Origin of the sequence: Ottowia sp. (genome assembly GCF_046348305.1) — a bacterium.
Taxonomy (GTDB): Bacteria; Pseudomonadota; Gammaproteobacteria; order Burkholderiales; family Burkholderiaceae_C; genus Ottowia.
Window position 1 is genome coordinate 248193 of the sequence record NZ_JAXMEM010000004.1, and the last position, 26469, is coordinate 274661.

Below are 26469 nucleotides of genomic sequence, written 5' to 3' on the forward strand. Positions count from 1 at the left end.
TCTCGTCATGGAATTTCTCTCCGCCCCCTGGTGGTCCGCCCTGCTGGCCATCATCCTGATCGACCTGGTGCTGGCCGGTGACAACGCCATCGTCATTGCCCTGGCGGCGCGCAGCCTGCCCAAGTCGCTGCAAACCAAGGCCATCATCTGGGGCACGGTGGGCGCCATCGGCGTGCGCACGCTGATGACGCTGGTCGTGGTGTGGCTGCTGAAGATCCCCGGCCTGATGCTGGCCGGCGGCCTGGGCCTGCTGTGGATCGCCTACAAGCTGGTGGCCGACACGGGCGATGCCAGCGAGGAGCACGGCCCGGCCGCAACCACCTTCTGGGGCGCGATGAAGACCATCGTGATCGCCGACGCGCTGATGGGCATCGACAACGTGCTGGGCGTGGCCGGCGCGGCGCACGGGGCGATGGACCTGGTGGTGATCGGCCTGCTCATCAGCGTGCCGATCGTGGTGTTCGGCTCGACCCTGGTGCTCCGGCTGGTCGAGCGCTTTCCCATCATCATCCAGCTGGGTGCGGCGGTGCTGGCGTTCACGGCCGCTTCGATGATCAATGCCGAGCCCCTGCTGGCGCGCTGGCTGGGCGGCGCGGCCACCGTGGCGCGCTGGGCCCTGGTGGCGCTGGCCATCGTGGGCGTGCTGGGCGCGGCGCGCTGGAGCACGCGCCGCCGCGCCGCAGCCCACGACGATTGACACGCGACTGCGCTATGCTGGCGCCATGGGACTGATTCTGAACTGGGTTCTGTCGGCGCTGGCCCTGCTGGGCGTGGCCTACCTGTACAGCGGCGTGACGGTGGCGAGCTTCGGCGCGGCCATGTGGGCGGCGCTGGTGATCGGCCTGCTGAACGTGCTGCTGCGGCCGGTGCTGGTGGTGCTGACGATACCGATCACCATCGTCACGCTCGGGCTGTTCCTGTTCGTCATCAACGCGCTGATGTTCTGGGCGGCCTCGGGGCTGCTCCAGGGCTTTCACGTCAAGGACTTCTGGGCCGCACTGATCGGCTCGCTGATCTACTCGGCGCTGCGCCTGCTGATCGACGCGGTGCTGCAGCGCGGGTGAGCGCCGCGCCTGGGTTGTCCCGACGCCCGCAGCGCCTGAAACGCAACCAGACGAAGGGCCGCGGAGCAGGCCAGGCCAGCGATCGCCGCGGCCGGCCCCCCGGCCAGGGGTGAGCCTTGCAGGCCGCGTCGGGCCAGTGGCCCGGCTCCCTTCAGGGGCTGGGCGAAACATCGCGCAGCAAGTGGAGACTGGGGGTGTATCGCCTCACCGAAACTTCTTTTCGTCCTCGCGCTGCTGCTGCAGCAGCGCCTGCGCCTGGCGCAGCCGCGCGTCCACGATGCTCACCTCGATCAGATCGGCGCTGCCGCCCGGGTGCTGGCGTGCCCAGTCCTGCGCGGCGCGCCAGCGGTTGACGGCGCCGCCATAGTCCAGTTGCGCCATGGGGGCCTCGCCTTCGGCGCGCAAGGCGCGCAGCGTCTGGCCTTGTGCGGTCTCGGCCTGTGCCAGGGCCTGCCAGGCGCCGGCGTCCTGCGCATGGTCGCCCACCCAGGTGCGCAACTGCGAAGCGGCTTCGCCGGCCTGGCCGGTGCGCGTGAGCGCCTGCGCGCGCAGCAGCAAGGCCGCGCGCCCGGCCTGGCTTTGCGGATCGCTCGCCGTGGCCGGTGCTTCGGCCTTCAACAGATCCAGGGCGCGCTGCGGCTGGTCGGCGCGCAAGGCCAGTTCAGCCTGCAGCAGATGCACCTGGTGCGTGGCGCGCGGGTGGCCGGCCACCAGGGGCAGCAATTGCGCGGCCAGCGCCTGGGCGCGCGGCAGATCGCGCAGCTCGACCTGCGCCAGCGCGGCGGCATAGAGCACCCCGGCGCGGCGCGCCAGCGGTTGGCTGGCAAAGCCGCTCTGGCCGGGCTCGTCCGCCCAGGTGCGCAGCGCATCCACCCCCGGGCGCGACAGCACGCGTGCGCGCGCCGCCACCAGCAATGCCTCAATATCTTGGCCCCCACGCTCCGCGGCTGCGCCTGCTGCGCTGCCCCCCGAGGGGGCGCTCGCAGCCTTGGGGCGGCCCGGCGGCGGCGAGATAGTGCCCCCACGCTCCGCGACTTCGCCTGCTGCGCTGCCCCCCGAGGGGGCGCTCGCAGCCTTGGGGCGGCCCGGCGGCGGCTCGGGCGTCTGTTTCAGCGCCTGCACGCGCTGCTGCATGTCGGCAATGCGCTGGGTGGTGAGCGGGTGGCTGCGCAGATAGGGCCACTCGCCGTTGTCGTCCACGCGCGCGGCGGCCTGAAGCTTTTCGAACATGCTGACGAAGCCCTGCGGCGCAAAGCCGGCCTGGGTCATCACGGCGTAGCCCACGCGGTCAGCCTCGCGCTCCATGTCGCGCGAGAAATTGAGCTGCTGCTGGATCACCGCCGCCTGCCCGCCCACGGCCAGCGCGGCGCCGGCCTGGGGGTTCTTGCTGGCGGCCACGGCGCCCGCCACCATGGCCGCGATCAGCAGCGGCATCTGGCGGCTTTGCTGGCCCAGCAGGCGCGCGATGTGGCGCTGGGTGATGTGGCTCATTTCGTGCCCCAGCACCGAGGCCAGCTCGTCGCGCGAGGCCACCGCGCCCACCAGGCCCAGGTGCAGGCCCAGGTAGCCGCCAGGCAGGGCAAAGGCGTTGATGCTGCGGTCGCGCCCCAGCAGCACGCGCCAGGCGTAGCGCTCGTCCAGCTCGGGCGGCAGCTCGCCGCGCGCGCGCGCGCCGGCCATCAGCGCGCGCCAGATGCCGTCCACGTATTCACCCACCACGGCGTCGTCGATGTAGTCCGGGTCGCGATACAGCTCGCGCGCAATCAGGTCGCCCAGCTTGCGCTCTTCCAGCGGTGTCATCTCGCCCGCGTCGCCCAGCGAGGGCAGGCCGCGCGGCGCATCGGCCGCCACGGGCTGGGCGGGTGCGGGCGCCGTGGCCAGGGCCAGCGCGGCGAGTGCCGCCAGCGCCGCCAGCCGGCGTGCGCCGCGCGGAGCGCCGGCGGGGGGTGTGGAAAGCACGGTCTTCATGGCTGCCCCTATGATGCCCAACTCGCACCCCGTGTTCCTGCCGCCTTGTTTCCGATTGCCATGTCCCAGCCCGTTTCTCCCCTCACTCACTTCGATGCCCAGGGCCAGGCCCACATGGTGGACGTGGGCGCCAAGGCGGCCACGCACCGCGTGGCGGTGGCCGGCGGGCGCATCGAGATGCGGGCCGAAACGCTGGCGCTGATCGAGTCGGGCAGCGCCAAAAAGGGCGACGTGCTGGGCATCGCGCGCATTGCCGGCATCATGGCGGCCAAGAAGACGAGCGAGCTCATCCCGCTGTGCCACCCGCTGGCGTTGTCGCGCGTTGCTATTGATTTCGAAGCTGACAGCACCCACACAGCGGGCGCTGGCGCGGTGATTTGCACCGCCACGGCGGAAACCACGGGCCCCACGGGCGTGGAGATGGAGGCGCTGACGGCCGTGCAGGTGGCGCTCTTGACGATCTACGACATGTGCAAGGCGGTGGATCGCGGCATGACCATCACCGGGGTGCGCCTGCTGGAAAAGCGCGGCGGCAAGTCGGGGCATTTTGTCGCCGACCGCGCCTGAAGTTCACGGCGCGCTGGCGCCGCGCTGCAGGGCGCGCGCGCCCTCCAACATGCGCCGATTGTCCTCGGCCCATTGCCGCTCCTCGGCCGGAAACGCCGCCTTGAAGCGCGCCAGCTGCGCCAGCGCCACATCGTCGCGGCCCAGCAGCGTGGCGGCCTCGATCACGCGCTCGATCACGCGCGGCTCGGGCGAGTAGTGCAGCAGGCGGCTGGCGGCGTCCAGCATCCAGGCGGCGTTCTCGCGCGTCACCGGGCGGGTGGTGACTTCGGCAAAGCGCACCGCGCCGCCAAACAGCAGGGTCTGACGCGCCGCCGCCATGGGCTCGTCGCGCCAGCGCGTGGCGCGCTGCTCCAGTGGCAGGTAGAGCTGGCTCACGCGCCAATAGTCCCAGCCGGCGTAAGCGGTGGCCAGCAGCAGGAGCACGCCAGCGCCCCGGCGCAGGGCCACAAGCTGGCTGTGCCCTGCGGCGGCCGCGCCCGCCCGCGTGGCCCACAGCAGCCAGATGCTGATGAGCGCGGCGATCTGGAACGGTCCGTACCAAAGCGGGTATTCGACCAAGCTGTGCAAGCCGATGGCCGCCAGCACCGCCCAGGCCAGCTGGCGCACCGGCTCGCGCTCGCGCCAGGGCGCGCCGCGCCAGACCAGCCAGGCCAGCAGCGCGCACACCGCCAGCGCCACCGGCACGCCCAGCTCCACCGCCAGGTGCAGCGGCAGGTTGTGGGCGTTGTCCAGGATGTTGCAAAAGCGCGGGCCGTCATACAGGGTGCTGTAGTGCGCATAGGCCAGCTCGCCCCAACCCCAGCCGGCCCAGGGCTTTTGCGCAATCAGGTGCAGCACGTTGCTCCACAGGGTCACGCGACTGCCACACAGGCTGTCGCCCGTGCGCAGACGCTCGAACACGTCGCGCCCGGCCACGCCGGTGGTGGCCTCGGCCAGCCAGGGCAGCGTCAGGGCGGCCAGCGCATACAGCGCCAGCAAGCTCAGCGCCACCGCCAGCTCGCCGCGCCACCTCCCGCCCTCGCGCGCCCAGAGCACCGTCAAAAGCGCCAGCGCGAGCAGCTCGTCCAGGCCAATGCGCGAGGCCGTGGCCGCCAGCGCCACCACCAGCAAGGCGGCCAGGCCGGCCAGGGCCGCGGCGGGCCAGCGCCCCACCGGCACCTGGGTGCGCAGCGCCACCAGGCCGATCGCCAGCAGCGTGGCCAGCTGGTTGGGCTGGCGCAGGTTGCCAAACGCCAGCCCGGGCTGCGCCAGATCGATCCAGGGGTAAAGCGGGCCCTCCAGGTTGAAGTACTGGATCAGCCCGATCACGGCGCTCAGCACGGCCGCCAGCAGCCAGCCCGCCGCCACCCAGCGGGCGGCCTGCCGCGTATCCGGGCGTGCCGGCCACAGCACCAGCAGCACGGCGCCCAGGGCCAGCGACACCAGGTAGGGCTGCGTGCCCGCGGTGGGCCCCGAGGTGAAGGGCCACAGCCAGGGCAGCGCCACCACGGCGATCAGGAGCAGGCGATGGGCAGCGGCAGGCATGGGGGGCGATTGTGCCCAAGCGGGCCGGCGCTGCCGTTCAGCTCGATGCGTGCAGCAGTTGGGCGCAGCGCTGCGCATAGAGGGCGTACACGGGCATGCGCGGATGCTGGCGGGCCAGGGCCTGTGCCTGTGCCTGGCAGGCCTCGAAATGACCGCCGCGCCACAGCGTCAGCACCTGTTCCCACTGCTGCAACTCGCGCTGCAAGGCCGCGTCGGCATCCGCGGCCAGGGCGCGCACGGTGAAGATCTGGTCGGCCTGGCGGCGTCCGCGCACGCTCACGCGATCGAGCTCCTGCCATGAGAACTCGGCCACGCCGGCTTGCTGCATGGTGGTCTGGCTGGCGACGATGTCCACCCCATAGGTGGCAGCCAGCCCTTCCAGCCGCGAGGCCAGGTTGACGGCGTCGCCAATGACGGTGTAGGTGCGCCGCAGCGCCGTGCCCATGTTGCCCACCGCCATCGGCCCGGTGTTCAGGCCGATGCCCACGGCCAGCGGCGCGCGGCCGTCGCGGGCGCGCTCGGTGTTGAGGGCGTGCAGCGCGGCGCGAATTTCCAGCGCCGCGTCCACCGCCTGCCGGGCATGCTGCTCGCTGCGCACCGGTGCGCCCCAGAAGGCCATCACGCAGTCGCCCATGTACTTGTCGATGGTGCCGTGGTGGCGCGCGATCACCTCGGTCAGCCGCTGCAGCACCTCGCGCAGCAGCGCCTGCATGGCTGCGGGCGACTGCGTTTCGGCCAGGGTGGTGAAGCCGCGCAGGTCGCAGAACATCACCGTCAGCTCTTCGGTGCGCGCCTGCATGTCGTAGCGCTGCGGGTCGCGCTGCATCTGGCGCACCAGCTCGGGCGGCACGTAGCTGGCAAACTGCTGCGCCAGCCGGTGGCGCGCACGGCGCTCCACGCCGTAGCCCAGCGCCAGATCCAGCACCAGCGCCGCCGCCACGAAGGTCAGCGGCCCCGCCAGCGGCAGCAGCCAATGCCCGCCCAGGTACAGCCCGGCATCCAGCCCCAGCAGCGCCGCCGTGGCCGCGCCACCCAGCCCCAGCACGCCCAGCAGGCCCAGGCGCGGCAGCAGCGCGACGAACAGCGTGCCCAGCGCCAACAGCAAGCCCAATTCGTAGGCCGCGGCCCAGTTCGGCCGGTGGCGCAAGCGGCCGTCCAGCACCCCGCTGATCAGGTTGGCGTGCACTTCCACGCCGGGATAAGCCTCACCCACCGGGGTGGTGCGCAAATCCATCAAGCCCGGTGCAGTAAAGCCCAGCAGCGCGTAGCGCCCGCGCAAGCTGGCCGGCGGCAGCTGCCCAGCCAGCACCGCCGCCGCCGAGACGTAGCGAAACGAGCCGCCATGCGGCCCGCCGGCTCCGCGGAAAGGCACCTGCACGGTGCCTTGCGCGCTCATCATCAGCGCCAGCGGCCCGTTCGGCGTCGCCAGCGTGAGCGCGCGGTCACCCTCGGCCTGCGGCTCGACCGGACGAATGCGCAGCGGCGCCGGGTGCAGGCCCAGGCGCAGCATCGACAGGGCCATGGATTCATACAGCGCGCCGTCAAAGCCGGCCACCAAAGGCACGCGGCGCACCACACCGTCGCTGTCGGTGACGGCATTGAAAAACCCCGCCGCTGGTGCTACGGTGGCCAATGCGGGCAGGTTGGCGCCGTAGCCGCTCCAGTGCAGCAGCTGCGGCCAGGGCGCCTGACCGGCCAGGGGCGCGGGCAACTGGCCACTGCGACGGCCGTCGCGGTCGCTGGTGAAGTAGTAGCCCAGCGCCACCGGCCGGCCGTCGATGGCGCGCGCCAACGCGTCGTCGGGCGCCAAGGCAGATGACGGCTGGCCGGCTGCGACACGCTCGGGCTCGGCCAACACGGCGTCCAGGCCCAGCGCGGCCACCTGCTGGCGCTCGGTCAGCTCACGCACCAAAGCGGCCAAGCGCGCGCGCGACCAGGGCCAGCGGCCCTGCGACTGGAGGCTGGCCTCGTCGATGTCGATGATGACCACGCGCGAATCCAGCGTGTGCGGCATGGTGAGGGCCAGGCGCATGTCGGCCAGTTCCGCGTCCCAGCGCTCCAGTTGAGGCAGGCGCCAGACACCGGCAGCCTGGGCCAGCGCCAGCAGCAGCAGGGCGAGCACCGACCCTACGCGCCAGGGTTGGCGCTGCAAGCTGGCGATGGACGCGGCGGGGCTCATGATCCCGTATTGGAACCCACCGCTGGTGCGGCCCTGCACAAACCCGCGCACCGCGCCGGCGCGCGGCGGCGCTGGGTCACGAATCGAGGTACTCGAGCCGCACGTTGCCCAGGGCGATCTGGTCGCGGTTTTTCAGGCCGATGGGGCCGTCCTCCACCGACACGCCGTTGACGCGGGGGAGGTGCGCACCCTCCACGTGTACCAGCTCGTAGCCATGCATCCCCTGACGAATGGCGGCCACGGCCACGCCGCGCTTGCCGAAGGTGGTGACGGATTTGGTCAGGGACAGCTCGCGCCCGGCCGAAGCGCCGGTGAGCACCCGCACGCGCGCGCCGGTGGCTGCCGGCTCGGAAGGCAGGCCGGACAAGCTGCTGTCCAGACTGCCGATCTCGGATGTTGGCGCATCGCCCGCGGCCGCGCCGGGCTTGCCCGTCAGGTAACGAATCTTGTAGCGCCCGATCTCGATCACATCGCCATCGCCCAGCGTGTGCTTGCGCACGGCGCGGCCGTTGACGAAAGTGCCATTGGTGCTGCCCAAGTCTTCCAGCTGGGCTGCATCGCCGCTCACCTGAATGACCGCATGCTCGCCGCTGACGGCCAGGTGATCGACCACGACGTCGTTGTACGGCCGGCGGCCGATGGTTGACCGGTCCTTGGTCAACTGCACTTCCTTGACGACGACTCCGTCGATCGTGACGATCAACTTGGGCATGGGCTCACTCCCTGTGGACGATCGGCGCGAACAGCAAACACCCCGGCATCGCCGGGCATGCAGACCGCGCCTGCATCAGATTCTTGATTTTGGGTCGCAGGAAGATAGCGTGAATCAGCGCGTTATGTAATTATTTCTTCCACCATTTCCCGACCATTCCTGACTTTTTTGTCATTTGGCCGGGTTGAATGAGGATCACCGAGATGTTGTCGCGCCCGCCGCCCGCCCTGGCCAGCTCGATCAGCTGGCGTGCCTGCTCCGCCAAGGGTTCGGGCGCACCCAGCACGGCGGCGATCTGCGCATCGCCGGCCATCTCGGTCAGGCCGTCCGAGCACAACAAAAACACGTCGCCCGGGAGCAAGGCGTGCTGGGCGGTCTCGAGCAGCACGGTGTCTTCCACGCCCAGCGCGCGCGTCACCCAGCTGCGATAGCCGGAGTGCGCCGCCTGCTCGGGCGTGATCAGGCCGGCGTCGAGTTGCTCTTGCAGCAGCGAGTGATCGCGCGTGAGTTGGGTGAGCACGCCTTTGCGCCAGCGGTAGGCGCGCGAGTCACCCACGTGGCCCACCAGCACCTGGTCGCGCCACAGCAGCGCCAGCACCACCGTGGTGCCCATGCCGGCACAGTCGGCGTGGGTGTTGGCGGCCTCGAAAATGGCGCGGTTGGCACGGTCGGTGCAGTCTTCCATGGCGTGCAGCACCTGGTGCGCCGTGGTGTCGGCCGTGGCCTGATCCAGCCAGCGCCCCAGCTCGGCGCCAATGCGCTCGACCGCCATGGCGCTGGCCACCTCGCCGGCGTTGTAGCCGCCCATGCCGTCGGCCAGCACCGCCAGCGCACGGGTTTCATCCACGGCGACGGCGTCTTCATTGTTGGTGCGCACGCAGCCGACATCGGTCAGGGCTGCGAATCGAGCTTCCGCGAACGGCGTGGCGTTGCTCATGGGCAGCGGCTTGCTTCCTGCTGCTCAGCTTGCCTCGGCCCGTTGGCCACGCCGCGCCAGCCAGCGCCCCACCACCACCACGAACACCGCGCCGGCCACAGCCGCGCCGTAGTGCAGCCAGGGGTTGCCCTTGAGCGTGCCTTCCAGCATCACGTCGCCCACGATGGTCTCGCCCGCCACCCAGCCGATCAGCGCCGCGCCCAGCACCACGATGACCGGGAAGCGCTCCATCAGCTTGATCATCAAGGTGCTGCCGAAGATCACCAGCGGGATGCTGATCGCCAGGCCAATGACCAGCAGGGCGAAATTGCCCTGCGCGGCGGCGGCCACCGCAATCACGTTGTCCAGACTCATCACCAGGTCGGCAATCAGGATGGTGCGAATGGCGGCCGCCATGCTGCCGAACTCCTTGGCTTCGCCCTCATCTTCCTCGTCGTCACTGAGCAGTTGCACGCCGATCCACAGCAGCAACAGGCCCCCCACGACTTGCAGGAAAGGCAGGGTCATCAACTCAACGGCCACCACCGTCAGCACAATGCGCAGCACCACCGCCGCGCCGGCGCCCCAGAACACCGCTTTTTTCTGTTGCGCGGGGGGCAGCGAGCGCGCGGCCAGCGCGATGACCACGGCGTTGTCACCCGAGAGGATGATGTTGATCCAGATGATCTTGACCAGACCAACCCAGAATTCAGGGGTTTGCAGCATCTCCATGCGGTGTCTCCGTGGCCCGTCGATTGCGGGTGCAAAAAAAGCCTGCGCAGGCGAACCGTCTGGCAGGCGTAAGCGCTATGAACGGCGCAGTCTAGCGCAAGCGCCGGTGATGCGCGTGCGTAAAACTGCGTAGTCGATGCCGCTCGATCAGAGCAGTGCCTTGAGCAGCTTGCCCATCTCCGACGGGTTGCGCGTGACTTTGAAGCCGCATTCTTCCATGATCGCCAGCTTGGCGTCGGCGGTGTCGGCGCCGCCCGAGATCAGCGCGCCGGCGTGGCCCATGCGCTTGCCCGGAGGCGCTGTGACGCCGGCAATGAAGCCGACCACGGGTTTCTTCATGTTGGCCTGGCACCAGCGCGCGGCGTCGGCCTCGTCCGGGCCGCCGATCTCGCCGATCATGATCACGGCGTCGGTGTCGGGGTCATCGTTGAAGGCCTTCATCACGTCGATGTGCTTGAGGCCGTTGATCGGGTCGCCGCCGATGCCCACGGCCGAAGACTGGCCAATGCCCAGTTCGGTGAGCTGACCCACCGCCTCATAGGTCAGCGTGCCGGAACGGCTGACCACGCCCACGCGGCCCTTCTTGTGGATGTGGCCGGGCATGATGCCGATCTTGATCTCGTCGGGTGTGATCAGGCCGGGGCAGTTGGGGCCCAGCAGCAGGGTTTTCTTGCCGCCCTGGGCCTCCTTGGCCTTCATGCGGTTGCGCACCTCCAGCATGTCCTTGACGGGGATGCCCTCGGTGATGCAGATGGCCAGGTCCAGATCGGCCTCCACGGCTTCCCAGATGGCGGCGGCGGCGCCCGCGGGCGGCACGTAGATCACGCTGACGGTGGCGCCGGTCTGCGCGGCGGCTTCTTTCACCGAGGCGTAGATGGGGATGCTGAAGATCGATTCGCCGGCCTTCTTGGGGTTGACGCCGGCCACGAAGCAGGCCTTGCCATTGGCGTATTCCTGGCACTTCTCGGTGTGGAACTGGCCGGTCTTGCCGGTGATGCCCTGGGTGATGACGCGGGTGTTCTTGTTGATGTAAATCGACATGATGTGTCCTACCTAGTCAGTTGGGGACAGCGCTGAAGGTCTGTCCCCAAGGTCATTATTTGACGGCCGCGACGATCTTGGTGGCCGCCTCGGCCATGGTGTCGGCGCTGATGATGGGCAGGCCGCTCTCGGCCAGCATCTTCTTGCCCAGGTCTTCGTTGGTGCCCTTCATGCGCACCACCAGCGGCACTTTCAGATCGACCGCGCGGCTGGCGGTGATCACGCCGGTGGCGATGGTGTCGCACTTCATGATGCCGCCGAAGATGTTGACCAAAATGCCCTTGACCTTGGGGTTTTTGAGCATGATCTTGAAGGCCTCGGTGACCTTCTCGGGGGTGGCGCCGCCGCCCACGTCCAGGAAGTTGGCTGGCTCGCCGCCAAACAGCTTGATGGTGTCCATGGTGGCCATGGCCAGGCCGGCGCCGTTGACCAGGCAGCCGATGTTGCCGTCCAGACTGATGTAGGCCAAATCGAACTTGCTGGCCTGCACCTCGGCCGGGTCTTCCTCGTCCAGGTCGCGCAGGGCCACGATCTCGGGATGGCGAAAGAGGGCGTTGCTGTCGAAATTGAACTTGGCGTCCAGCGCGATGATATTGCCCTTGCCGTCGCGATTCAGAGGGTTGATCTCAACCAGGCTGGCGTCGGTGTCCATGTAGCACTTGTAGATCTTCTGGCACACGTCCACGAACTGCGCCACCGATCCGGCGGGCATGCCCACGCCGCGCGCCAGCTCCTGCCCTTGCGCGGCCGTCATGCCGGTGAGCGGATCGACGAACACCTTGATGATCTTCTCGGGCGTGCTGTGCGCCACTTCCTCGATGTCCATGCCGCCTTCGCTGGAGGCAATGAAGGCCACCTTCTGCGTCTCGCGGTCGGTGACGACGGACAGGTAGTATTCCTTCTGGATGTCGGCGCCCTCTTCGATGTACAGGCGCCGCACTTTCTGGCCTTCGGGGCCGGTCTGATGCGTGACCAGCTGCATGCCCAGGATCTGGCCGGCCAGCGCCTTCACGTCGTCAATGGTCTTGGCGACCTTCACGCCGCCGCCCTTGCCGCGACCGCCGGCATGGATCTGCGCCTTGACGACCCACACGGGGCCGCCCAGCTTTTGCGCCGCCTCGACGGCCTCCTGAACGGTGAACGCGGGAATGCCGCGGGGAACCGGCACGCCAAATTGACGCAGGATCTCCTTGCCCTGGTACTCGTGGATTTTCATGAGGATCTCTCGGAGTGAAACGGGAACACCCGCGTCTGCCGCATCGAGGTGGCGGGCACGGCGCGCATGCGGGAACCGAATGGCTCCGTGAATGTATCATGCTGCGGCGCACCAATGGCAGCGTGTCAGGCTTTCTGGCCCCTGTCAGGTGCGGTGCAATTTGCTCAAGACCCAAGGACCGCGCGCATGGCACGAATCTTCATCGACGGCGAGGCCGGCACCACCGGCTTGCAGATCCGCGACCGGCTGCAAGGCGTGGCCGGCGTGAGCGTGGTCAGCATCGACCCGGCGCGCCGCAAGGATCCGGATGCCAAGCGCGAGATCATCGCCACGGTCGATCTGGTCATCCTGTGCCTGCACGACGACGCCGCGCGCGAGACGGTGGCGATGATCGACGCGCTGCCGGGTGGCAAGCCCCGCATCATAGACGCCAGCACCGCGCACCGCGTGGCGCCCGGCTGGGTGTTCGGCTTTCCGGAACTCGCGCCCGGGCAGCGCGCCGCCGTGCAGGCCGCCGAGCGCGTGGCCAACCCGGGCTGCTACGCCACCGGCGCCATCGCGCTGCTGCGCCCGCTGGTGGACGCCGGCGTGCTGCCGCCCGACTACCCGGTCACACTGCCCTCGGTCAGCGGCTACACCGGCGGCGGACGCACCATGATCGAGGCCTACGAGGCCGGCCACGCGCCGCCCTATGAGCTGTACGCGCTGGGCCTCAAGCACAAGCACCTGCCCGAGATCATGAAATACGGCCGCCTCACGCGCCGCCCGATCTTCATCCCCGCCGTGGGCAACTTCGACCAGGGCATGCTGGTGGAGTTGCCCCTGCATCTGGACTTGCTGCCCGGCCGGCCCGGCGCCGGGCGGCTGCACGACATCTATGCGGCCCACTACGCCGGCGGCGATTGGGTCACGGTCGAGCCGGCGCACGAGTCGGGCAAGCTGGACGCCGTGGCGCTGAAAAACACCAACCAGCTGGAAATCCGCGTGTTCGGCAACGAGGACGCCGGCCAGGCCGTGGCCGTGGCGCGCCTGGACAATCTGGGCAAGGGCGCCAGCGGCGCCGCGGTGCAGAACCTGAAGCTGATGCTGGACCTCGCCTGAGCGGCCAGAAGGTCCGGGGCAAATCCCTGCGGTTATTGCGTGCGCCGCTCCAGCGGCCGCAACAGCAGCGCCGCGGCATCGGCAAACTCGGCCGCGGGCTCGCTGCCGGCACGCGCCAGAATGGCCTCCACCAGTGGATTGAGCAGCGGCAGCAAGGCCTCCGCCGTGGCCGCGCGCTCGACGCGCCGCCGATACGGGGCGCCCACTTCGCCCAGGTGGCGTTCGATGGAGCGCAGCATGAAGTCCGCCAGGGCTTCGCGCACCTGCAATGCTCCGCGCTGGCTCAAGAACGCGGCACGCGAGGACAAGTCCTGCGGCACGCTGGCCAGCAACTCCGAGGCCGGGGCGTCCGAACCCAGGCCGGGCAAAGTCGCGGTCGGCTTGGGATGGATGTAGCCCGAGGCCGTCAGCCAGCGCAGCCCGCCCATGGTGATGGCGTTCTTGCCCACGGTGGCCAGCAGGTCGGCGCGGGTGCGCCGGCCGTCGACCATGCGCAGCAGCTCGTGCAGCTCGCGCAGCAGCATGGGGTGTTCGGCCGCGCACTCGCGCTGGCCCTTGGGGCTCAAGGCAAAGACGGTGTTCATTGTTGTGCTCTCCCTGACGGTCGGCCGCTGCCGTTCCGCCTGGCCCGAGGACGCTCACGCCGACTCCCGGACTGAGCGCGGATTGGATATCAGAAGACGGCGGCGGTCAATGGCTTTGCGCTGATTCGCAGCAGGGCGCCGCGCCCCTCGCGACAAATGTCACGTCGAGCAGATGCGAAGAAGGGCGGGCTCCCTGTCAGCTGTCCATGGCGCAGCCCATGCGGGGCAGCCGCGCAACGCTGGCTGCGTCCCCCTTCCCACGCGCAGCGCGAGAGAAGGGAAACGGCACGATGCGACCCATGGGGTTGGTTTGTTTCAAGGCGTTTCGCCCCCGTGCGGCAGGCCGTTCAGCACGCGGCGCACCACCTCGCCGCCAAAACCGCGCGCTGCCAGAAAGCGCATCTGGCGCGCGCGGTCGGCCGCGTCCTGCGGCGGCTGACCGAACTTCTTGCGCCAGACCGCCTGCGCGCGCGCCAGCTCGGTGCCGCGCAGCTGCTCGGCGCTGGCTTCGATCACCTCCTGGGGAACGCCCTTGGCGCGCAGCTCGTGCAACACGCGCGCGTTGCCCAGTCCGCCGGCGCGCCGATGCAGCAGCGACTCGGCCACCCGCGCCTCGTTGATGAAACCCTTGGCCGTGAGCTCGTCCAGCACGCGCTCCACGGCGCCTGGCGCGTCCTGCTCGGTCACGAAGCGCGCCAGCTTGGCCGCCAGCTCGGCACGTGAATGCTCGCGTGCCGCCAGATGGCGCAAGGCCCGCGCCTTGAGAGACGGGCCGGGGCGTGCAGCCGGATCGTTCACGCTGTCAGTCCTGATCGCCGCCGCCTGCTGCTGGCGCCGCGGCGGGTCGCCCGGCGATGCCGAGCGACTCGCGGGCCTTGTTTTGGCTTCGGCCGCCGCTTCGCGGCTTCACTTGCGCTGCGCGCAAATGAGCCTGCGCCGAAATCGCGTGCGCGAAGCTCATGCTTCGTCCGCCTCGGCTGGCGCCGCGGCGGGTCGCCCGGCGATGCCGAGCGACTCGCGCACGCGATTTTCAATCTCTCTGGCGAGGTCGGGGTTCTCCCGCAAGAACTCGCGGGCGTTGTCGCGGCCCTGGCCGATTTTTTCGCCGTTGTAGGCGTACCAGGCGCCGCTCTTGTCGAGCACCTTGGCGTTCACGCCCATGTCGATGATCTCGCCCTCGCGCGAGATGCCCTCGCCGAACAGGATGTCGAACTCGGCCGTCTTGAAGGGCGGGCTGACCTTGTTCTTGACCACCTTGACCTTGGTCTCGTTGCCGATCGCCACGTCGCCCTTCTTGATGGTGCCGATGCGGCGGATGTCCAGCCGCACCGAGGCGTAGAACTTGAGCGCGTTGCCGCCCGTCGTCGTCTCGGGGCTGCCGAACATGACGCCGATCTTCATGCGGATCTGGTTGATGAAGATGACCGTGCAGTTGGTTTTCTTGATGGTGGCCGTCAGCTTGCGCAGCGCCTGGCTCATCAGGCGCGCCTGCAGGCCGGGCAGGCTGTCGCCCATCTCGCCCTCGATCTCGGCCTTGGGCACCAGCGCGGCCACCGAATCGACCACTACCAGGTCGATGGCGCCAGAGCGCACCAGGCTGTCCACAATCTCCAGCGCCTGCTCGCCGGTGTCGGGCTGGCTGATCAGCATGTCGGACAGGTTGACGCCCAGCTTTTGCGCATAGGCGGTGTCCAGCGCGTGCTCGGCGTCGATGAAGGCGCAGGTGCCGCCCAGCTTCTGCATCTCGGCGATGACCTGCAGCGTGAGCGTGGTCTTGCCGGACGACTCGGGGCCGTAGATTTCGATGACGCGACCGCGCGGCAGGCCGCCCACGCCCAGGGCGATGTCCAGGCCCAGCGAGCCGGTGGAGACCACCTGGATATCCTCGATCTGCTCGCCTTCGCCCAGGCGCATGATGGTGCCCTTGCCGAACTGCTTTTCGATCTGGGCCAGCGCGGCCTGCAGGGCCTTGGCTTTTTCGCTCTTGTCGGTGACGGCCATGTCCATGGTTTTCTCCTTGTGAATCAATGAATTGTCGGTTTGCCCGGGCGACAACTGGATGCCTGAACAGAACTGTATATCAATACATTGCTCCAAGTAAATCGATTTTTAAGTCAGTTTGCCTTACCATATGGACTTGGGAATGTTGACAGCTTGAAAAACCGAACGCAGAGGGCGCGAAGGAATCGCAAAGGGCGCAGAAAAAACCCATTCAAATACTATTGAATTGATAGCTTTTGGCGCCTGTCACACAAGGGCAAAGCTTGAATTGATCCAAGATTTTCTTCTTCTGCGTCCCTTGCGTGATCTTTGCTCCCTCTGCGTTCGGCTGCTTTGAACCATGATGGAAGAGCACCCCTCCGACGAGCGCTGGCGCCAGACGCACCTGGGCCGCCTGCTGGGCCACGCCATGCGGCGCTTCGACTCCCGCGTGCTGCAGTTGATGGCCGCCAGCGCGCAGGCACCGCTGGCGCTGTCCAACCTGGCCGCGCGCGACAAGGTGGGCGCCGCGCACATCCACATCACGCGCCACCTGCCGCTGGCCGGCGCACGCCTGACCGAGCTGGCGCAGGCCGCCGGCCTGACCAAGCAGTCCATGGGCGACCTGGTCGATCAATGCGAGGCCTGGGGCCTGGTTGCGCGCAGCGCCGACCCGCTGGATGCCCGCGCGCGGCGCATCGCCTTCACGCCCGCGGGGCTGGACTGGCTGGCGGCCTTTCAGGCGGCGGTGACGCAGGCCGAGGCCGAGTTTCGCGCCGCCGTCGGCGCCGAGGTGGCTACCGTGGTGGCGCTGGGCCTGGAGGCGTACGCCGGCGACGCGCCCCTAGAATAGCCGCGGAGACACGCTCATCGACCTTGCCGCAGGAGGGCTTTCATGCGCATCCTCATTGCCGAAGACGACCAGGTGCTGGCCGATGGCCTGATGCGCAGCCTGCGCGGAACCGGCGCGGCGGTGGACCATGTGGCCAACGGCTCGGAGGCCGAGGCGGCGCTGCTGGCCAACACCGAGTTCGACCTGCTGATCCTCGATCTGGGCCTGCCCAAGATGCATGGCCTGGAGGTGCTGCGCCGCCTGCGCGGGCGCGGGCAGACGCTGCCGGTGCTGATCCTGACGGCCGCCGACGGCGTGGACGAGCGGGTCAAGGGGCTGGACCTGGGCGCCGACGACTACATGGCCAAGCCCTTTGCCCTGACCGAACTGGAAGCGCGCGTGCGGGCGCTGACGCGCCGCGGCATGGGCGCGGCCAGCAACGTGATTCGCCACGGCCCGCTGGAGTACGACCAGACCGGACGCGTGGCCCACATCGACGGCAAGCTGATCGATCTGTCGGCGCGCGAGCTGGGCCTGCTGGAGGTGCTGCTGCAGCGCTCGGGCCGGCTGGTCAGCAAGGAGCAGCTGGTCGAGCGCCTGTGCGAGTGGGGCGAAGAGGTGAGCCACAACGCCATCGAGGTGTACATCCACCGCCTGCGCAAGAAGATCGAGCAGGGGCCGATCCGCATTGCCACGGTGCGGGGGCTGGGCTACTGCCTGGAGAAAATTCAGGGTTGATCTGATCAAGGCGCGCATAAAACATGGTCAACACGCTATCGATTTAGAAGTATTCGGATCGTCCATGCGCATTGCATGAAACCCAAAAAGACCAGTGGCCGCGGAGCAGGCCGTGCCAGCGATCGCCGTGGCCGGGGTGTCCCCGGTCACTGGCGATGCCCCCTGCAAGGGGGTGGGCGCAACATCGCGCAGCGAGTGGAGACTGGGGGTTGTCGTTTCCCATGAAACTGTTCCAGCGCACCCAGCGCTCGCTGTTTGGCGAAATCCTGGACTGGATGCTTACGCCGCTGCTGCTGCTGTGGCCCATCAGCCTGGCGCTGACCTGGCTGGTGGCGCAGAACCTGGCCAACAAGCCCTTTGACCGCGCCCTGGTGGACAACGCCCAGGTGCTGGCGCAATACGTGCAGGTCGGGCCCGGCAAGCGCCTGCAATTCACGCTGCCGCAACCGGCCAGCGAGCTGCTGCGCGCCGACGAGGCCGACAACGTGTACTACCAGGTGCTGGGCGCCAAGGGCGAATTCCTGTCCGGCGCGCGCGAGCTGCCCGCGCCGCCCGAGGCCAGCCTGCACCCGGGCGAGCCGCGCCTGCGCGACGCCGAATACCGCGGCGTGCCGGTGCGGGTGGCCGCGCTGCGGGTGGCGGTCGAGGGCGCCCAGGGATCGGCGCTGGTGCAGGTGGCCGAAACGCGCGACAAGCGCAGCGTGCTGGCCGCCGAGATCATCAAGGGCGTGATGCTGCCGCAGTTCGCCATCCTGCCGCTGGCGGTGCTGCTGGTGTGGCTGGCGCTGGTGCGCGGCATCCGTCCGCTGTCCGAGCTGGAACGGCGCATCCGCAAGCGCCGCCCGGACGATCTGTCGCCGCTGGACGAGGGCGCCGTGCCGCAGGAGGTGGGGCCGCTGGTGGACTCGGTCAACGACCTGCTGACGCGCCTGAAGGACTCCATCGCCATCCAGAAGCGCTTTCTGGCCGACGCCGCGCACCAGCTCAAGACCCCGCTGGCGGGCCTGCGCATGCAGGCCGACCTGGCGCAGCGCCCCGGCGCCAGCGAGGCCGAGCTCAAGCAGTCGCTGCAGCAGATCGGCCGCGCCAGCATGCGCGCCACGCACACAGTCAACCAGCTGCTGTCGCTGGCGCGCGCCGAGGGCAGCAACGCCGATCTGGCGCGCCAGGCCTGCGACCTGGCGCTCATCACCCAGGAGGCGGTGCGCGAGGCGGTGCCGCGCGCGCTGGAGCGGCACATCGACTTGGGCTACGACGGCCCCGAGCCCGGGCTGCACGCGGTGCAGCTGCCCGGCAACCCGACCCTGCTGCACGAGATGGTGCGCAACCTGGTCGACAACGCGCTCAAGTACAGCCATTCCACCCCCGAGCGCGCCGGCGTGGTGACGGCGCGCGTGCGCGGCGATCACGCGCAGGGCACGCTGGTGCTGCAGGTCGAGGACAACGGCCCGGGCATCGCCCCGGCCGAGCGCGCGCACGTGCTGCAACCGTTTTACCGCGTGCTGGGCAATGGGGTGGACGGCTCGGGCCTGGGCCTGCCCATCGTCGAGGAAATCGCGCGCCAGCACCGCGCCGACGTGCAAATCGACGACGCCCACCCCGGCGAGCAGCCGCCGGGGGCGCTGTTCACGGTGCGTTTTCGGACGGGGTGAGCGGCGACGGCGGGCAGGGCCGCACGGGCAGGACAGAAAACCGGACGCAAAGAAATCGCAGAGGACGCAGAAAATACCAAACAAATTATCAAATTGATAGCGATTGGCACTTATCCCGCATGGGCCGCCGAAGGTTCCATCCAAAATTTTGAATTTTTTTGCGGTTTCTGCGATTTCTTTGCGTCCTCTGCGTCCGGCTGTTCGATGAAGCGGCCCGCACGCCAGGCCTCAGCTTGCCGGGCGGTACAGGTTGAGTTGCAGCTTCTCGCGCTCCATGGCACGCGCCACCGCCGGCACCTGGGCGGTGCGCTGGGCGTGAGCCCACAGGACAGGCGTGTCCTCGGGGTTGATGCCGGCGATGGAGCCCCAGCGCAGCAGGGTCAGCGCATAGGTATCGAGCGGGCCGCAGTGCGCACCCCCCAGCCAGTCGTGGCCGGCGGCGCGCGCGGCCTGCACGCGCGCTTGCAGCTCGGCCAGCAGCGCGGGGTATTGCCCCCGCGCATGCGCCTTGATCGCCTGCTGGGCGGCCGCGTCGTCGGTGAACTTGTAGGGCATGAAGATGTGGGTGAACGTGGGGTGCACCGTGTTGTTCATCCACGCCAGCGCCTCGACGAAGAGGGCGCGCGCCAGCGCATCCCGGGGGATGAAGGCGCTTTCCGGAAACTGGCTGTCGATCCAGGCGACGATGGCCATGATCTGCGTGATGACCTGCCCGTCCACCACCAGCACCGGCACCTGGCCGCGCGGGTTGATTGACCGATATTCGGGACTGTTTTGCTCGTCCTTGTGCAGCTTGACGGGCACGGGCTCGAAGGTGGCGCCGGCCAGCTCAAGCATGGTGTGCGGCACGAACGAGCAGGCGCCGCTGGCGTAGTAGAGCTTGAGGGTCATGCGGGTCTCCTTGCAGGGCGGTGATGGGACGGGTCAGGACAGCACCGTCAAGCATACCGTGCGCATGCACCGGTTCGGCCGACGGCACGGGTTGGGGCCGGCTCGCGGGGCGCCGCGAGAAAACCCAGCCGCTCAGTCGCAGGCGCGCAGCTCCTTGCCCGCCAGCGCGGGGCCCAGCGCCAGCACCTGCGCGCGCAGGGCGGCGTCGGCCTGCGGCAGGCGCAGCATGAAGGCCGAACTGTCGCGCCGCTCGGGCACCACGTGAGCGGTGCGCACGCCCTTGCGGCCCAGATCGGTCAGGGCGCGCGTGGCCGCCTCCTCGCTGGCAAAGCGCCCCAGCGAGATGCCGGGCTCCAGCGCCGCGCCGGGGCGGTCGGTGTCCACACCCAGCTCGCGCAGCTCGGCGCGCTTGGCGCGCACGGCGTCCGCGTCGGCCAGCTTGCCGATGTACACCATCCAGCGCCCCGGCAGCGCCGTGCCGTCCAGCCGCCAGCGACCCGCCGGCAAGGCTTGGGCGGCGCTGCGCAGCACGCCAGCCTGGCGCTCGTCGAAGGGGCCCGCCTGCAGGCAGATGCCGGTGCTCGATGCGGCGGTGGCTTCGGGTGCGGTGTCGGGCGTGCTGGCCGCTCGCGCCGGCGCTGGCGCGGCATCGCCCGGCGCGGGCGCCAGGCGCAGCGCCTGCGCGTGCACCTGCTGCGCCAGGCGCTCGGGCTCGTCCGGCCGCGCGGGGCCCAGACCCAGGCCGCTCAAGGCGCCGTGCGACCAGGCCCAGAACACCCCGTTGGCCAGCAGCAGGGCCAGCACGGCGGCGCGCAGCATCAGCGCCCGCCCTCCATGGGCGGCTGCGCCGTCGGCCGCACGCTGACTTCGGCGCTGCTGACCACGCGCCGGCCATGCGCGGTGTCCACCTGCAGGGCGCCGTCGGGGCCAACGCCGCGCGCCACCCCCTCGGTGCCGTCGGACAGGCGCACGGGCCGCCCGGCCAGCACGTCGCGCGCGTTGAAGCGCGCGGCCAGCGGGGCAAAGCCGTCGTGCTCGAAAGCCTGGACCGCCTGCGCCAGCGGCAGCGCGATGCGCGCCAGGGCGCCGGGTGCGTCGATGCCGGGCAGCAGCTCCTGCAGCCCGGCCGGCGGGGTCGAGGCGCCAGCCACGGCCCGGGGCGTCAGGTTCAGGCCCACGCCGATCACCACCCAGCGCCCGTCCTGCGCGGCGCCGCCGCCGGCGGTCTCCACCAGCACGCCGGCCAGCTTGCGGTCCTGCCACCACAGGTCGTTGGGCCACTTCAGGCCGATGGCCGAGTGCAGGCTTTCGGCCAGCGACAAGCCCACGGCCAGCGACAGGCCCGACCAGTCGCGCGGGGCCAGCGGCAGGGCCAGTGAAAAGGCCAGGGTCGCACCGGGCTCGCCGCCGTCCCAAGCGCGCCCCAGGCGGCCGCGCCCCGCGCTCTGGCGCTCGGCGGCCAGCAGCACGGGCGCGGCCAGGCCGGCGCGCACGCGGCGCATCAGCTCGGTGTTGGTCGAATCGATCTGCGCCGCCACCTCCACGCCCAGGCCCGGCAGCCGTGGCGCCAGTTGCGCGCGCAAGGCCTGCACCGGCCAGGTGAAATGAAGGCCCGCACGCTCTCCCGCTTCGCGTGGTCCGCTGCCCCCCAGGGGGGCCTTCGCGCCTTCGGGCGGCCGCGCGGCGCTCATCAGTTGGCCCCCACGCTCCCCCGCTTCGCGTGGTCCGCTGCCCCCCAGGGGGGCGTTCGCGCCTTCGGACGGCCGGGCGGCGCTCATCTCTTGGCCCCCACGCTCCCCCGCTGCGCGCGGTCCGCTGCCCCCCAGGGGGGCCTTCGCGCCTTCGGGCGGCCGCGCGGCGCTCATCGGTTCAGCGACGGTCGCGGGCCTTGCTGCGCGCCGACGGTTTGCGGTCGGCGCGCTCGGCCGTTTCCAGGTCGGACGACAGCAGCGTGCCGCGGCAGTTGCGGGCGCCGCAGCGGCAGGGGTATTCGGCGATCAGCTCGGGCGTGAGCGGTTCGTCGATGACCAGGCCGTAGTCGTAGTTCAGTTCTTCGCCGGCCTTGATGGCACGGCGCGCCTTGATGAAGATGCGGCCGTCCCGTTCATCGGCCACGCAGTTGGGCGCGCAGCTGTGGTTGATCCAGCGCGAGGCGTTGCCCCCGTGCAGCGCGTCGATCACGCGGTCTTCGTCGATGTGAAAGTAGAAGGTGTGGTTGGGGTCGCTCGGGTCGTGCGGGTGGCGCCGCTGCGCCTCCTCCCAGCTGACGATCTCGCCCACGTACTCGATGATGCGCGTACCGCGCGGGATGTCCACCAGCGCGAAAACGCCCTTGCCGTGCACGCCCGAGCGGCGCACCTGGATGCGCCGGCCGGCGGCGGGGGTGGTCGTGCTGGGTGTGGGGGATTTGGGGGCCACGGAAAAACTTTGCTATGTTGAATTCGTACGCATGCGTGCGCGAGCGCGCGCACGCGAGGACCCCGAATTCTAAAGAGCCCCATGAAGACCCTGGTCATTGCCGAAAAACCCTCCGTCGCCCAAGACATCGTGCGCGCCCTCACGCCCGTGGCGGGCAAGTTCGACAAGCACGACGAACACTTTGAAAACGAGCGGTACGTGGTCACCAGCGCCGTCGGCCACCTGGTGGAGATCCAGGCGCCCGAAAGCCACGACGTCAAGCGCGGCAAGTGGAGCTTTGCCCACCTGCCGGTGATCCCGCCGCACTTTGACTTGAAGCCCGTGGACAAGACCAGGACGCGCCTGAACGCGGTGGTCAAGCAGGCGCGGCGCAAGGACGTGGGCGCACTCATCAACGCCTGCGACGCCGGGCGCGAGGGCGAGCTGATCTTTCGCCTGATCGAGCAGTACGCCGGCGGCGCCAAACCCCTGGGCAAGCCGGTTCAGCGCCTGTGGCTGCAAAGCATGACGCCACAGGCCATCCGCGAGGGCTTTGACAAGCTGCGCAGCGACGCCCAGATGCGCGGCCTGCACGACGCCGCGCGCAGCCGCAGCGAGGCCGACTGGCTGGTGGGCATCAACGGCACGCGGGCGATGACGGCCTTCAACTCGCAGGGCGGGGGCTTTTTCCTGACCACCGTGGGCCGCGTGCAAACGCCCACGCTGGCCGTGGTGGTCGAGCGCGAGGAGCAGATTCGCGCCCACGTGGCGCGCGACTACTGGGAGGTGCATGCCACGTTTGCCGCCGAGGCCGGCCTCTACGTGGGCAAGTGGTTCGACCCCGCCTGGAAGAAAAACCCCGACGACGCCGAGCTGCGCGCCGACCGCGTGTGGCAGGCCGCGCGCGCCCAGGCGATTGCCGCCGCCGTGCAGGGGCGCCTGTGCACCGTCAGCGAAGAAAGCAAGCCCAGCACCCAGGCCAGCCCGCTGCTGTACGACCTGACCAGCCTGCAGCGCGAGGCCAACGGGCGCTTCGGCTTTTCGGCCAAGACCACGCTGGCGCTGGCGCAAAGCCTGTACGAGCGACACAAGGCGCTGACCTATCCCCGCACCGACTCGCGCCACCTGCCCGAAGACTATCTGGCCGTGGCGAAAAAGACTTTCGAGATGCTGGCCGGCGGCCACCAAGGCCACCTGGCGCCGCACGCCCAAAAGGCGCTGGCCGAGGGCTACGTGCGGCCCAGCAAGCGCATCTTCGACAACAGCAAGGTGTCGGACCACTTTGCCATCATCCCCACGCTGCAAGAGCCAGGCAGCCTGTCCGAGGCCGAACGCAAGCTCTACGACCTGGTGGTGCGCCGCTTCATGGCGGTGTTTTATCCCAGCGCCGAATACCAGATCACCACGCGCATCACGACGGCCGAGCACCAAGGGCAAAGCTACAACTTTCAGAGCAACGGCAAGGTGCTGGTCAAGCCCGGCTGGCTGGCCATCTATGGCAAGGAAGCCGATGACGAGGTGGACAAGAAAGACGGCGACACGGGCAAGTCGCTGGTCGCCGTGCGCCCGGGCGAGCAGGTCCGCCACGAATCGACCGAGATCAAGGCCTTGCAAACCCGCCCGCCCGCGCGCTACAGCGAAGCCACGCTGCTGGGCGCCATGGAGGGCGCGGGCAAGACCATCGACGACGACGAACTGCGCGAGGCCATGCAGGAAAAGGGCCTGGGCACGCCGGCGACGCGCGCGGCCACCATCGAGGGCCTGATCAGCGAAAAATACCTGCTGCGCGAAGGGCGCGAGCTGATCCCCACGGCCAAGGCCTTTCAGCTGATGACGCTGCTGCGCGGGCTGGAGGTGGAAGAGCTCAGCAAGCCCGAGCTGACCGGCGAGTGGGAGTACAAGCTGGCGCAGATGGAAAAGGGGCAACTCTCGCGCGAGGCCTTCATGCGCGAGATCGCCGCCATGACCGAGCGTATCGTCAAGAAGGCCAAAGAGTTCGACCGCGACAGCGTGCCCGGCGACTACGTGACCCTGCACACGCCCTGCCCGCACTGCGGCGGCGTGGTCAAGGAAAACTACCGCCGCTATGCCTGCACCGGCGTGGACGGCCAGGGCGAAGGCTGCGGCTTTTCCTTCACCAAGACACCCGGCGGGCGCACCTTCACCACCGAGGAGGCCGAAGCGTTCTTGCGCGAGCGCCGCATCGGCCCGCTGGAGGGCTTTCGCAGCAAGGCCGGCTGGCCCTTCACCGCCGAGCTGGCGCTGGTGAGCGATGCCGAGAGCGGCAACTTCAAGCTCGAGTTCGACTTCGGCGAAGAAGCGCGCGCCGCGCAGACCGGCGAGATCGTGGACCTGTCGCACGAAAGCAGCCTGGGCGCCTGCCCCAAGTGCGGCGGCCCGGTCAAGCCCTTCGGCAAGAGCTACGTGTGCGAGCGCAGCGTGCCCACCGCCGCCCAGCCCGTGCCCAGCTGCGACTTCAAGAGCGGCCAGGTCATCCTGCAGCAGGCCGTCAGCCCCGAGCAGATGGGCAAGCTGCTGGCCGGCGGCCAGACCGACGTGCTGGAGGGCTTTGTCAGCGCGCGCACGCGCCGGCCCTTCAAGGCGCGCCTGGCCTGGAACGCCGAAGAGGGCAAGGTCGGCTTTGCCTTCGAGCCGCGCGAGGGCGGCCGCAAATACCCGCCGCGCAAAACTGCAGCCGCTACCAAAACAAGAGCTGCTGGCGCTGGCACAGCAAGCGCGCCAGCCAAAAAAGCCGTGGCAAAGAAAGCGCCGGCCAAGAAAGCCGCCGCCGCCAAGACCCCCAAGACCCCGCGCGCGGGCACGCTCAAGCCCAGCCCCCAGCTCGCAGCCGTCATCGGCCCCGGCCCCTTCGGCCGTGGCGAGGTGATGAAAAAACTGTGGGACTACATCAAGGCCAACAATCTGCAAGACCCGCAGGACAAGCGCAGCATCCGCGCCGACGACAAGCTACGCCCCATCCTGGGCGCCGACAGCGTGGGCATGTTCAAGCTGGCGGGGGTCGTGGGGGGGCATTTGACATGACGATGGCCTTGCCACCATCTGTCGACTCCATTAAACTGGATCTATAAACAGTAATTTGCCATGGGCGTTGACCTTCTTCCCGCTTTCATTCGCGAGCACTATGAGGTGCATGAATGGAAGCACGCTTGCGCCATTCTTCGCCATGACTTCCCGGATGAATGGCAAGACATCTGTGCCTTGCTCATGCAATTTCGGCTGCGCAAGAGCTGGATCACGGTGGGTGGCGGGCGCAAAAGTCAGGTGTCGGAACACATCGACCACTTCCTGTATGCACGCTGCTGGCAAGAAAAGCAATTCACCACCCAAATCCGGGTGGACAATGCCACGCGCGACACGCCAACGCACAAGGTGGACTGCGTCAAGAGTCGTGTGGCGCTCGAGATCGAGTGGAACAACAAAGACCCATTTTTCGACCGTGATCTGAACAACTTCCGCCTGCTGTTCGAGCTTCGCGCCATCAGCGTGGGCGTCATCATCACGCGCGCGGACGCGCTGCAGGGCATTTTCGACGGGCTCGGCCGCGGCTCCAGCTTCGGTTCGTCCACCACCCACATGGCCAAGCTGTTGCCACGCATCGAAGGTGGCGGCGGAGGTGGCTGCCCCATCCTGGTGTTCGGCATCACCCCAAAACTCTACGAAGAGGACACCCCGTGAACCCCTCCACCATCGCACGCGCTGCCGCCGACGACTTCCAGGCGCGCATCAACGGCCGCCAGTTCGCCACGCTGCTGGCCGATCCGCCCTGGCAGTTTCAAAACCGCACCGGCAAAGTTGCGCCCGAGCATCGGCGCCTGTCGCGCTATTCGACGATGACGCTGGAGGACATCAAGGCCCTGCCGGTTGCCGACGCCGCGCAGGACACCGCACACCTGTACCTGTGGGTGCCCAACGCCCTGCTGCCGGAAGGTTTGGCGGTCATGGCGGCCTGGGGCTTTCAGTACAAGTCCAATCTGGTGTGGCACAAGATTCGCAAGGATGGCGGTCCAGATGGCCGCGGCGTGGGGTTCTACTTTCGCAACACGACCGAGCTGGTGCTGTTTGGCACCCGTGGCAAGAACGCGCGCACGCTGGTGCCGGGTCGGCGCCAAGTCAACATCCTCAAGACCCAAAAACGCGAGCATTCGCGCAAGCCTGACGAGTTCTACGACATCGTCGAGGCGTGCAGCCCCGGGCCATTTCTGGAGCTGTTCGCTCGCGGCTCGCGCCCGGGCTGGACGACCTGGGGCAACCAGGCCGACGACTACCACCCGAGTTGGGCCACCTACAAGAACCACTCGGCATCCGGCATGGGTTCTCGCATCACCGAGCAAGCCATGCTGGAGTTGAGTTGAGC

26 protein-coding genes are annotated in these 26469 nt (G+C 69.0%); 10 read left to right on the forward strand and 16 right to left on the reverse strand.

What is annotated here, in order from left to right; all coding sequences use genetic code 11:
- Positions 1-7 precede the first annotated feature (7 nt).
- Together U1F38_RS05330 and U1F38_RS05335 are read left to right on the forward strand one after the other, a co-directional pair.
- Positions 8-697: a TerC family protein gene (locus tag U1F38_RS05330; RefSeq protein ID WP_409986015.1), complete on the forward strand. Its 690-nt coding sequence runs from the start codon at positions 8-10 to the stop codon at positions 695-697.
- A 25-nt stretch (positions 698-722) separates the two neighbouring features.
- On the forward strand, positions 723-1064 hold the full coding sequence (locus U1F38_RS05335; RefSeq protein ID WP_409986016.1) for a phage holin family protein: 342 nt from the start codon (positions 723-725) through the stop codon (positions 1062-1064).
- 204 nt (positions 1065-1268) lie between these two features.
- Here the strand turns inward: U1F38_RS05335 and U1F38_RS05340 are convergent, their stop codons facing one another.
- Entirely contained in the window at positions 1269-3032 is a 1764-nt protein-coding gene (locus tag U1F38_RS05340; protein WP_409986017.1) for a M48 family metalloprotease, read from the reverse strand.
- Positions 3033-3092: 60 nt separating this feature from the next.
- Here U1F38_RS05340 and moaC point away from each other — a divergent pair, with 60 nt between their 5' ends.
- Positions 3093-3599: a cyclic pyranopterin monophosphate synthase MoaC gene (gene moaC / locus U1F38_RS05345; protein ID WP_409986018.1), complete on the forward strand. Its 507-nt coding sequence runs from the start codon at positions 3093-3095 to the stop codon at positions 3597-3599.
- Between the two features lie 3 nt (positions 3600-3602).
- Here moaC and U1F38_RS05350 read toward each other — a convergent pair whose 3' ends face one another.
- The 7 genes from U1F38_RS05350 to sucC all read right to left on the reverse strand — a co-directional run bounded on the left by U1F38_RS05350 (position 3603) and on the right by sucC (position 11919).
- On the reverse strand, positions 3603-5123 hold the full coding sequence (locus U1F38_RS05350; RefSeq protein WP_409986019.1) for a Wzy polymerase domain-containing protein: 1521 nt from the start codon (positions 5121-5123) through the stop codon (positions 3603-3605).
- Positions 5124-5160: 37 nt separating this feature from the next.
- Positions 5161-7302, reverse strand: coding sequence for a CHASE2 domain-containing protein (locus tag U1F38_RS05355; RefSeq protein ID WP_409986020.1), 2142 nt, complete (start codon positions 7300-7302; stop codon positions 5161-5163).
- A gap of 76 nt (positions 7303-7378) precedes the next feature.
- Positions 7379-8014, reverse strand: a complete 636-nt coding sequence (locus tag U1F38_RS05360; RefSeq protein WP_409986021.1) for an FHA domain-containing protein — start codon at positions 8012-8014, stop codon at positions 7379-7381.
- Between the two features lie 130 nt (positions 8015-8144).
- Positions 8145-8951, reverse strand: coding sequence for a Stp1/IreP family PP2C-type Ser/Thr phosphatase (locus U1F38_RS05365; protein ID WP_409986022.1), 807 nt, complete (start codon positions 8949-8951; stop codon positions 8145-8147).
- Between the two features lie 24 nt (positions 8952-8975).
- On the reverse strand, positions 8976-9662 hold the full coding sequence (locus U1F38_RS05370) for a TerC family protein (protein WP_409986023.1): 687 nt from the start codon (positions 9660-9662) through the stop codon (positions 8976-8978).
- Between the two features lie 147 nt (positions 9663-9809).
- Positions 9810-10703 carry a succinate--CoA ligase subunit alpha gene (sucD, locus tag U1F38_RS05375; protein WP_409986024.1) on the reverse strand — a complete coding sequence of 298 codons (894 nt, stop codon included), beginning with the start codon at positions 10701-10703 and terminating at the stop codon, positions 9810-9812.
- Positions 10704-10758: 55 nt separating this feature from the next.
- Entirely contained in the window at positions 10759-11919 is a 1161-nt protein-coding gene (gene sucC / locus U1F38_RS05380) for an ADP-forming succinate--CoA ligase subunit beta (protein ID WP_409986025.1), read from the reverse strand.
- A 186-nt stretch (positions 11920-12105) separates the two neighbouring features.
- Here sucC and argC point away from each other — a divergent pair, with 186 nt between their 5' ends.
- Positions 12106-13020, forward strand: a complete 915-nt coding sequence (gene argC, locus U1F38_RS05385) for an N-acetyl-gamma-glutamyl-phosphate reductase (RefSeq protein ID WP_409986026.1) — start codon at positions 12106-12108, stop codon at positions 13018-13020.
- Positions 13021-13052: 32 nt separating this feature from the next.
- Here argC and U1F38_RS05390 read toward each other — a convergent pair whose 3' ends face one another.
- The 4 genes from U1F38_RS05390 to recA form a co-directional block, all read right to left on the reverse strand.
- Positions 13053-13604 (reverse strand): hypothetical protein, encoded by a 552-nt coding sequence (locus tag U1F38_RS05390; protein ID WP_409986027.1) that lies wholly within the window; start codon positions 13602-13604, stop codon positions 13053-13055.
- A 315-nt stretch (positions 13605-13919) separates the two neighbouring features.
- On the reverse strand, positions 13920-14402 hold the full coding sequence (gene recX, locus U1F38_RS05395; RefSeq protein WP_409986028.1) for a recombination regulator RecX: 483 nt from the start codon (positions 14400-14402) through the stop codon (positions 13920-13922).
- Between the two features lie 4 nt (positions 14403-14406).
- Positions 14407-14565: a hypothetical protein gene (locus tag U1F38_RS05400; protein ID WP_409986029.1), complete on the reverse strand. Its 159-nt coding sequence runs from the start codon at positions 14563-14565 to the stop codon at positions 14407-14409.
- Positions 14562-15611, reverse strand: coding sequence for a recombinase RecA (gene recA, locus U1F38_RS05405; protein WP_409986030.1), 1050 nt, complete (start codon positions 15609-15611; stop codon positions 14562-14564). Before recA ends, U1F38_RS05400 begins: the two co-directional genes overlap by 4 nt.
- 334 nt (positions 15612-15945) lie before the next feature.
- On the opposite strand from recA, the gene U1F38_RS05410 reads away from it, so the two are divergent.
- The 3 genes from U1F38_RS05410 (at position 15946) to U1F38_RS05420 (ending at position 18806) form a co-directional block, all read left to right on the forward strand.
- On the forward strand, positions 15946-16437 hold the full coding sequence (locus U1F38_RS05410; RefSeq protein ID WP_409986031.1) for a MarR family winged helix-turn-helix transcriptional regulator: 492 nt from the start codon (positions 15946-15948) through the stop codon (positions 16435-16437).
- A gap of 42 nt (positions 16438-16479) precedes the next feature.
- Positions 16480-17154, forward strand: a complete 675-nt coding sequence (locus U1F38_RS05415; RefSeq protein WP_409986032.1) for a response regulator — start codon at positions 16480-16482, stop codon at positions 17152-17154.
- Between the two features lie 221 nt (positions 17155-17375).
- Positions 17376-18806 (forward strand): sensor histidine kinase N-terminal domain-containing protein, encoded by a 1431-nt coding sequence (locus U1F38_RS05420; RefSeq protein ID WP_409986033.1) that lies wholly within the window; start codon positions 17376-17378, stop codon positions 18804-18806.
- A gap of 228 nt (positions 18807-19034) precedes the next feature.
- On the opposite strand, the gene U1F38_RS05425 is transcribed toward U1F38_RS05420, so the two are convergent.
- The 4 genes from U1F38_RS05425 to U1F38_RS05440 all read right to left on the reverse strand — a co-directional run bounded on the left by U1F38_RS05425 (position 19035) and on the right by U1F38_RS05440 (position 22115).
- The gene (locus tag U1F38_RS05425) at positions 19035-19697 is read right to left on the reverse strand and encodes a glutathione S-transferase family protein (protein ID WP_409986034.1); all 663 of its coding nucleotides are present in this window, start codon (positions 19695-19697) and stop codon (positions 19035-19037) included.
- Positions 19698-19829: 132 nt separating this feature from the next.
- On the reverse strand, positions 19830-20516 hold the full coding sequence (locus tag U1F38_RS05430; RefSeq protein WP_409986035.1) for an SPOR domain-containing protein: 687 nt from the start codon (positions 20514-20516) through the stop codon (positions 19830-19832).
- On the reverse strand, positions 20516-21289 hold the full coding sequence (locus U1F38_RS05435) for a biotin--[acetyl-CoA-carboxylase] ligase (protein WP_409986036.1): 774 nt from the start codon (positions 21287-21289) through the stop codon (positions 20516-20518). Before U1F38_RS05435 ends, U1F38_RS05430 begins: the two co-directional genes overlap by 1 nt.
- A gap of 277 nt (positions 21290-21566) precedes the next feature.
- Positions 21567-22115, reverse strand: a complete 549-nt coding sequence (locus U1F38_RS05440; protein ID WP_409986037.1) for an SET domain-containing protein — start codon at positions 22113-22115, stop codon at positions 21567-21569.
- A gap of 81 nt (positions 22116-22196) precedes the next feature.
- Here U1F38_RS05440 and U1F38_RS05445 point away from each other — a divergent pair, with 81 nt between their 5' ends.
- The 3 genes from U1F38_RS05445 to U1F38_RS05455 are packed head-to-tail and all read left to right on the forward strand — an operon-like array spanning position 22197 to position 26467.
- Entirely contained in the window at positions 22197-25136 is a 2940-nt protein-coding gene (locus U1F38_RS05445; RefSeq protein ID WP_409986038.1) for a DNA topoisomerase III, read from the forward strand.
- 60 nt (positions 25137-25196) lie between these two features.
- Complete coding sequence (locus U1F38_RS05450) at positions 25197-25790, forward strand: BglII/BstYI family type II restriction endonuclease (RefSeq protein ID WP_409986039.1); 594 nt, start codon at positions 25197-25199, stop codon at positions 25788-25790.
- Positions 25787-26467 (forward strand): MT-A70 family methyltransferase, encoded by a 681-nt coding sequence (locus tag U1F38_RS05455; RefSeq protein WP_409986040.1) that lies wholly within the window; start codon positions 25787-25789, stop codon positions 26465-26467. Before U1F38_RS05450 ends, U1F38_RS05455 begins: the two co-directional genes overlap by 4 nt.
- Positions 26468-26469: the final 2 nt, after the last annotated feature.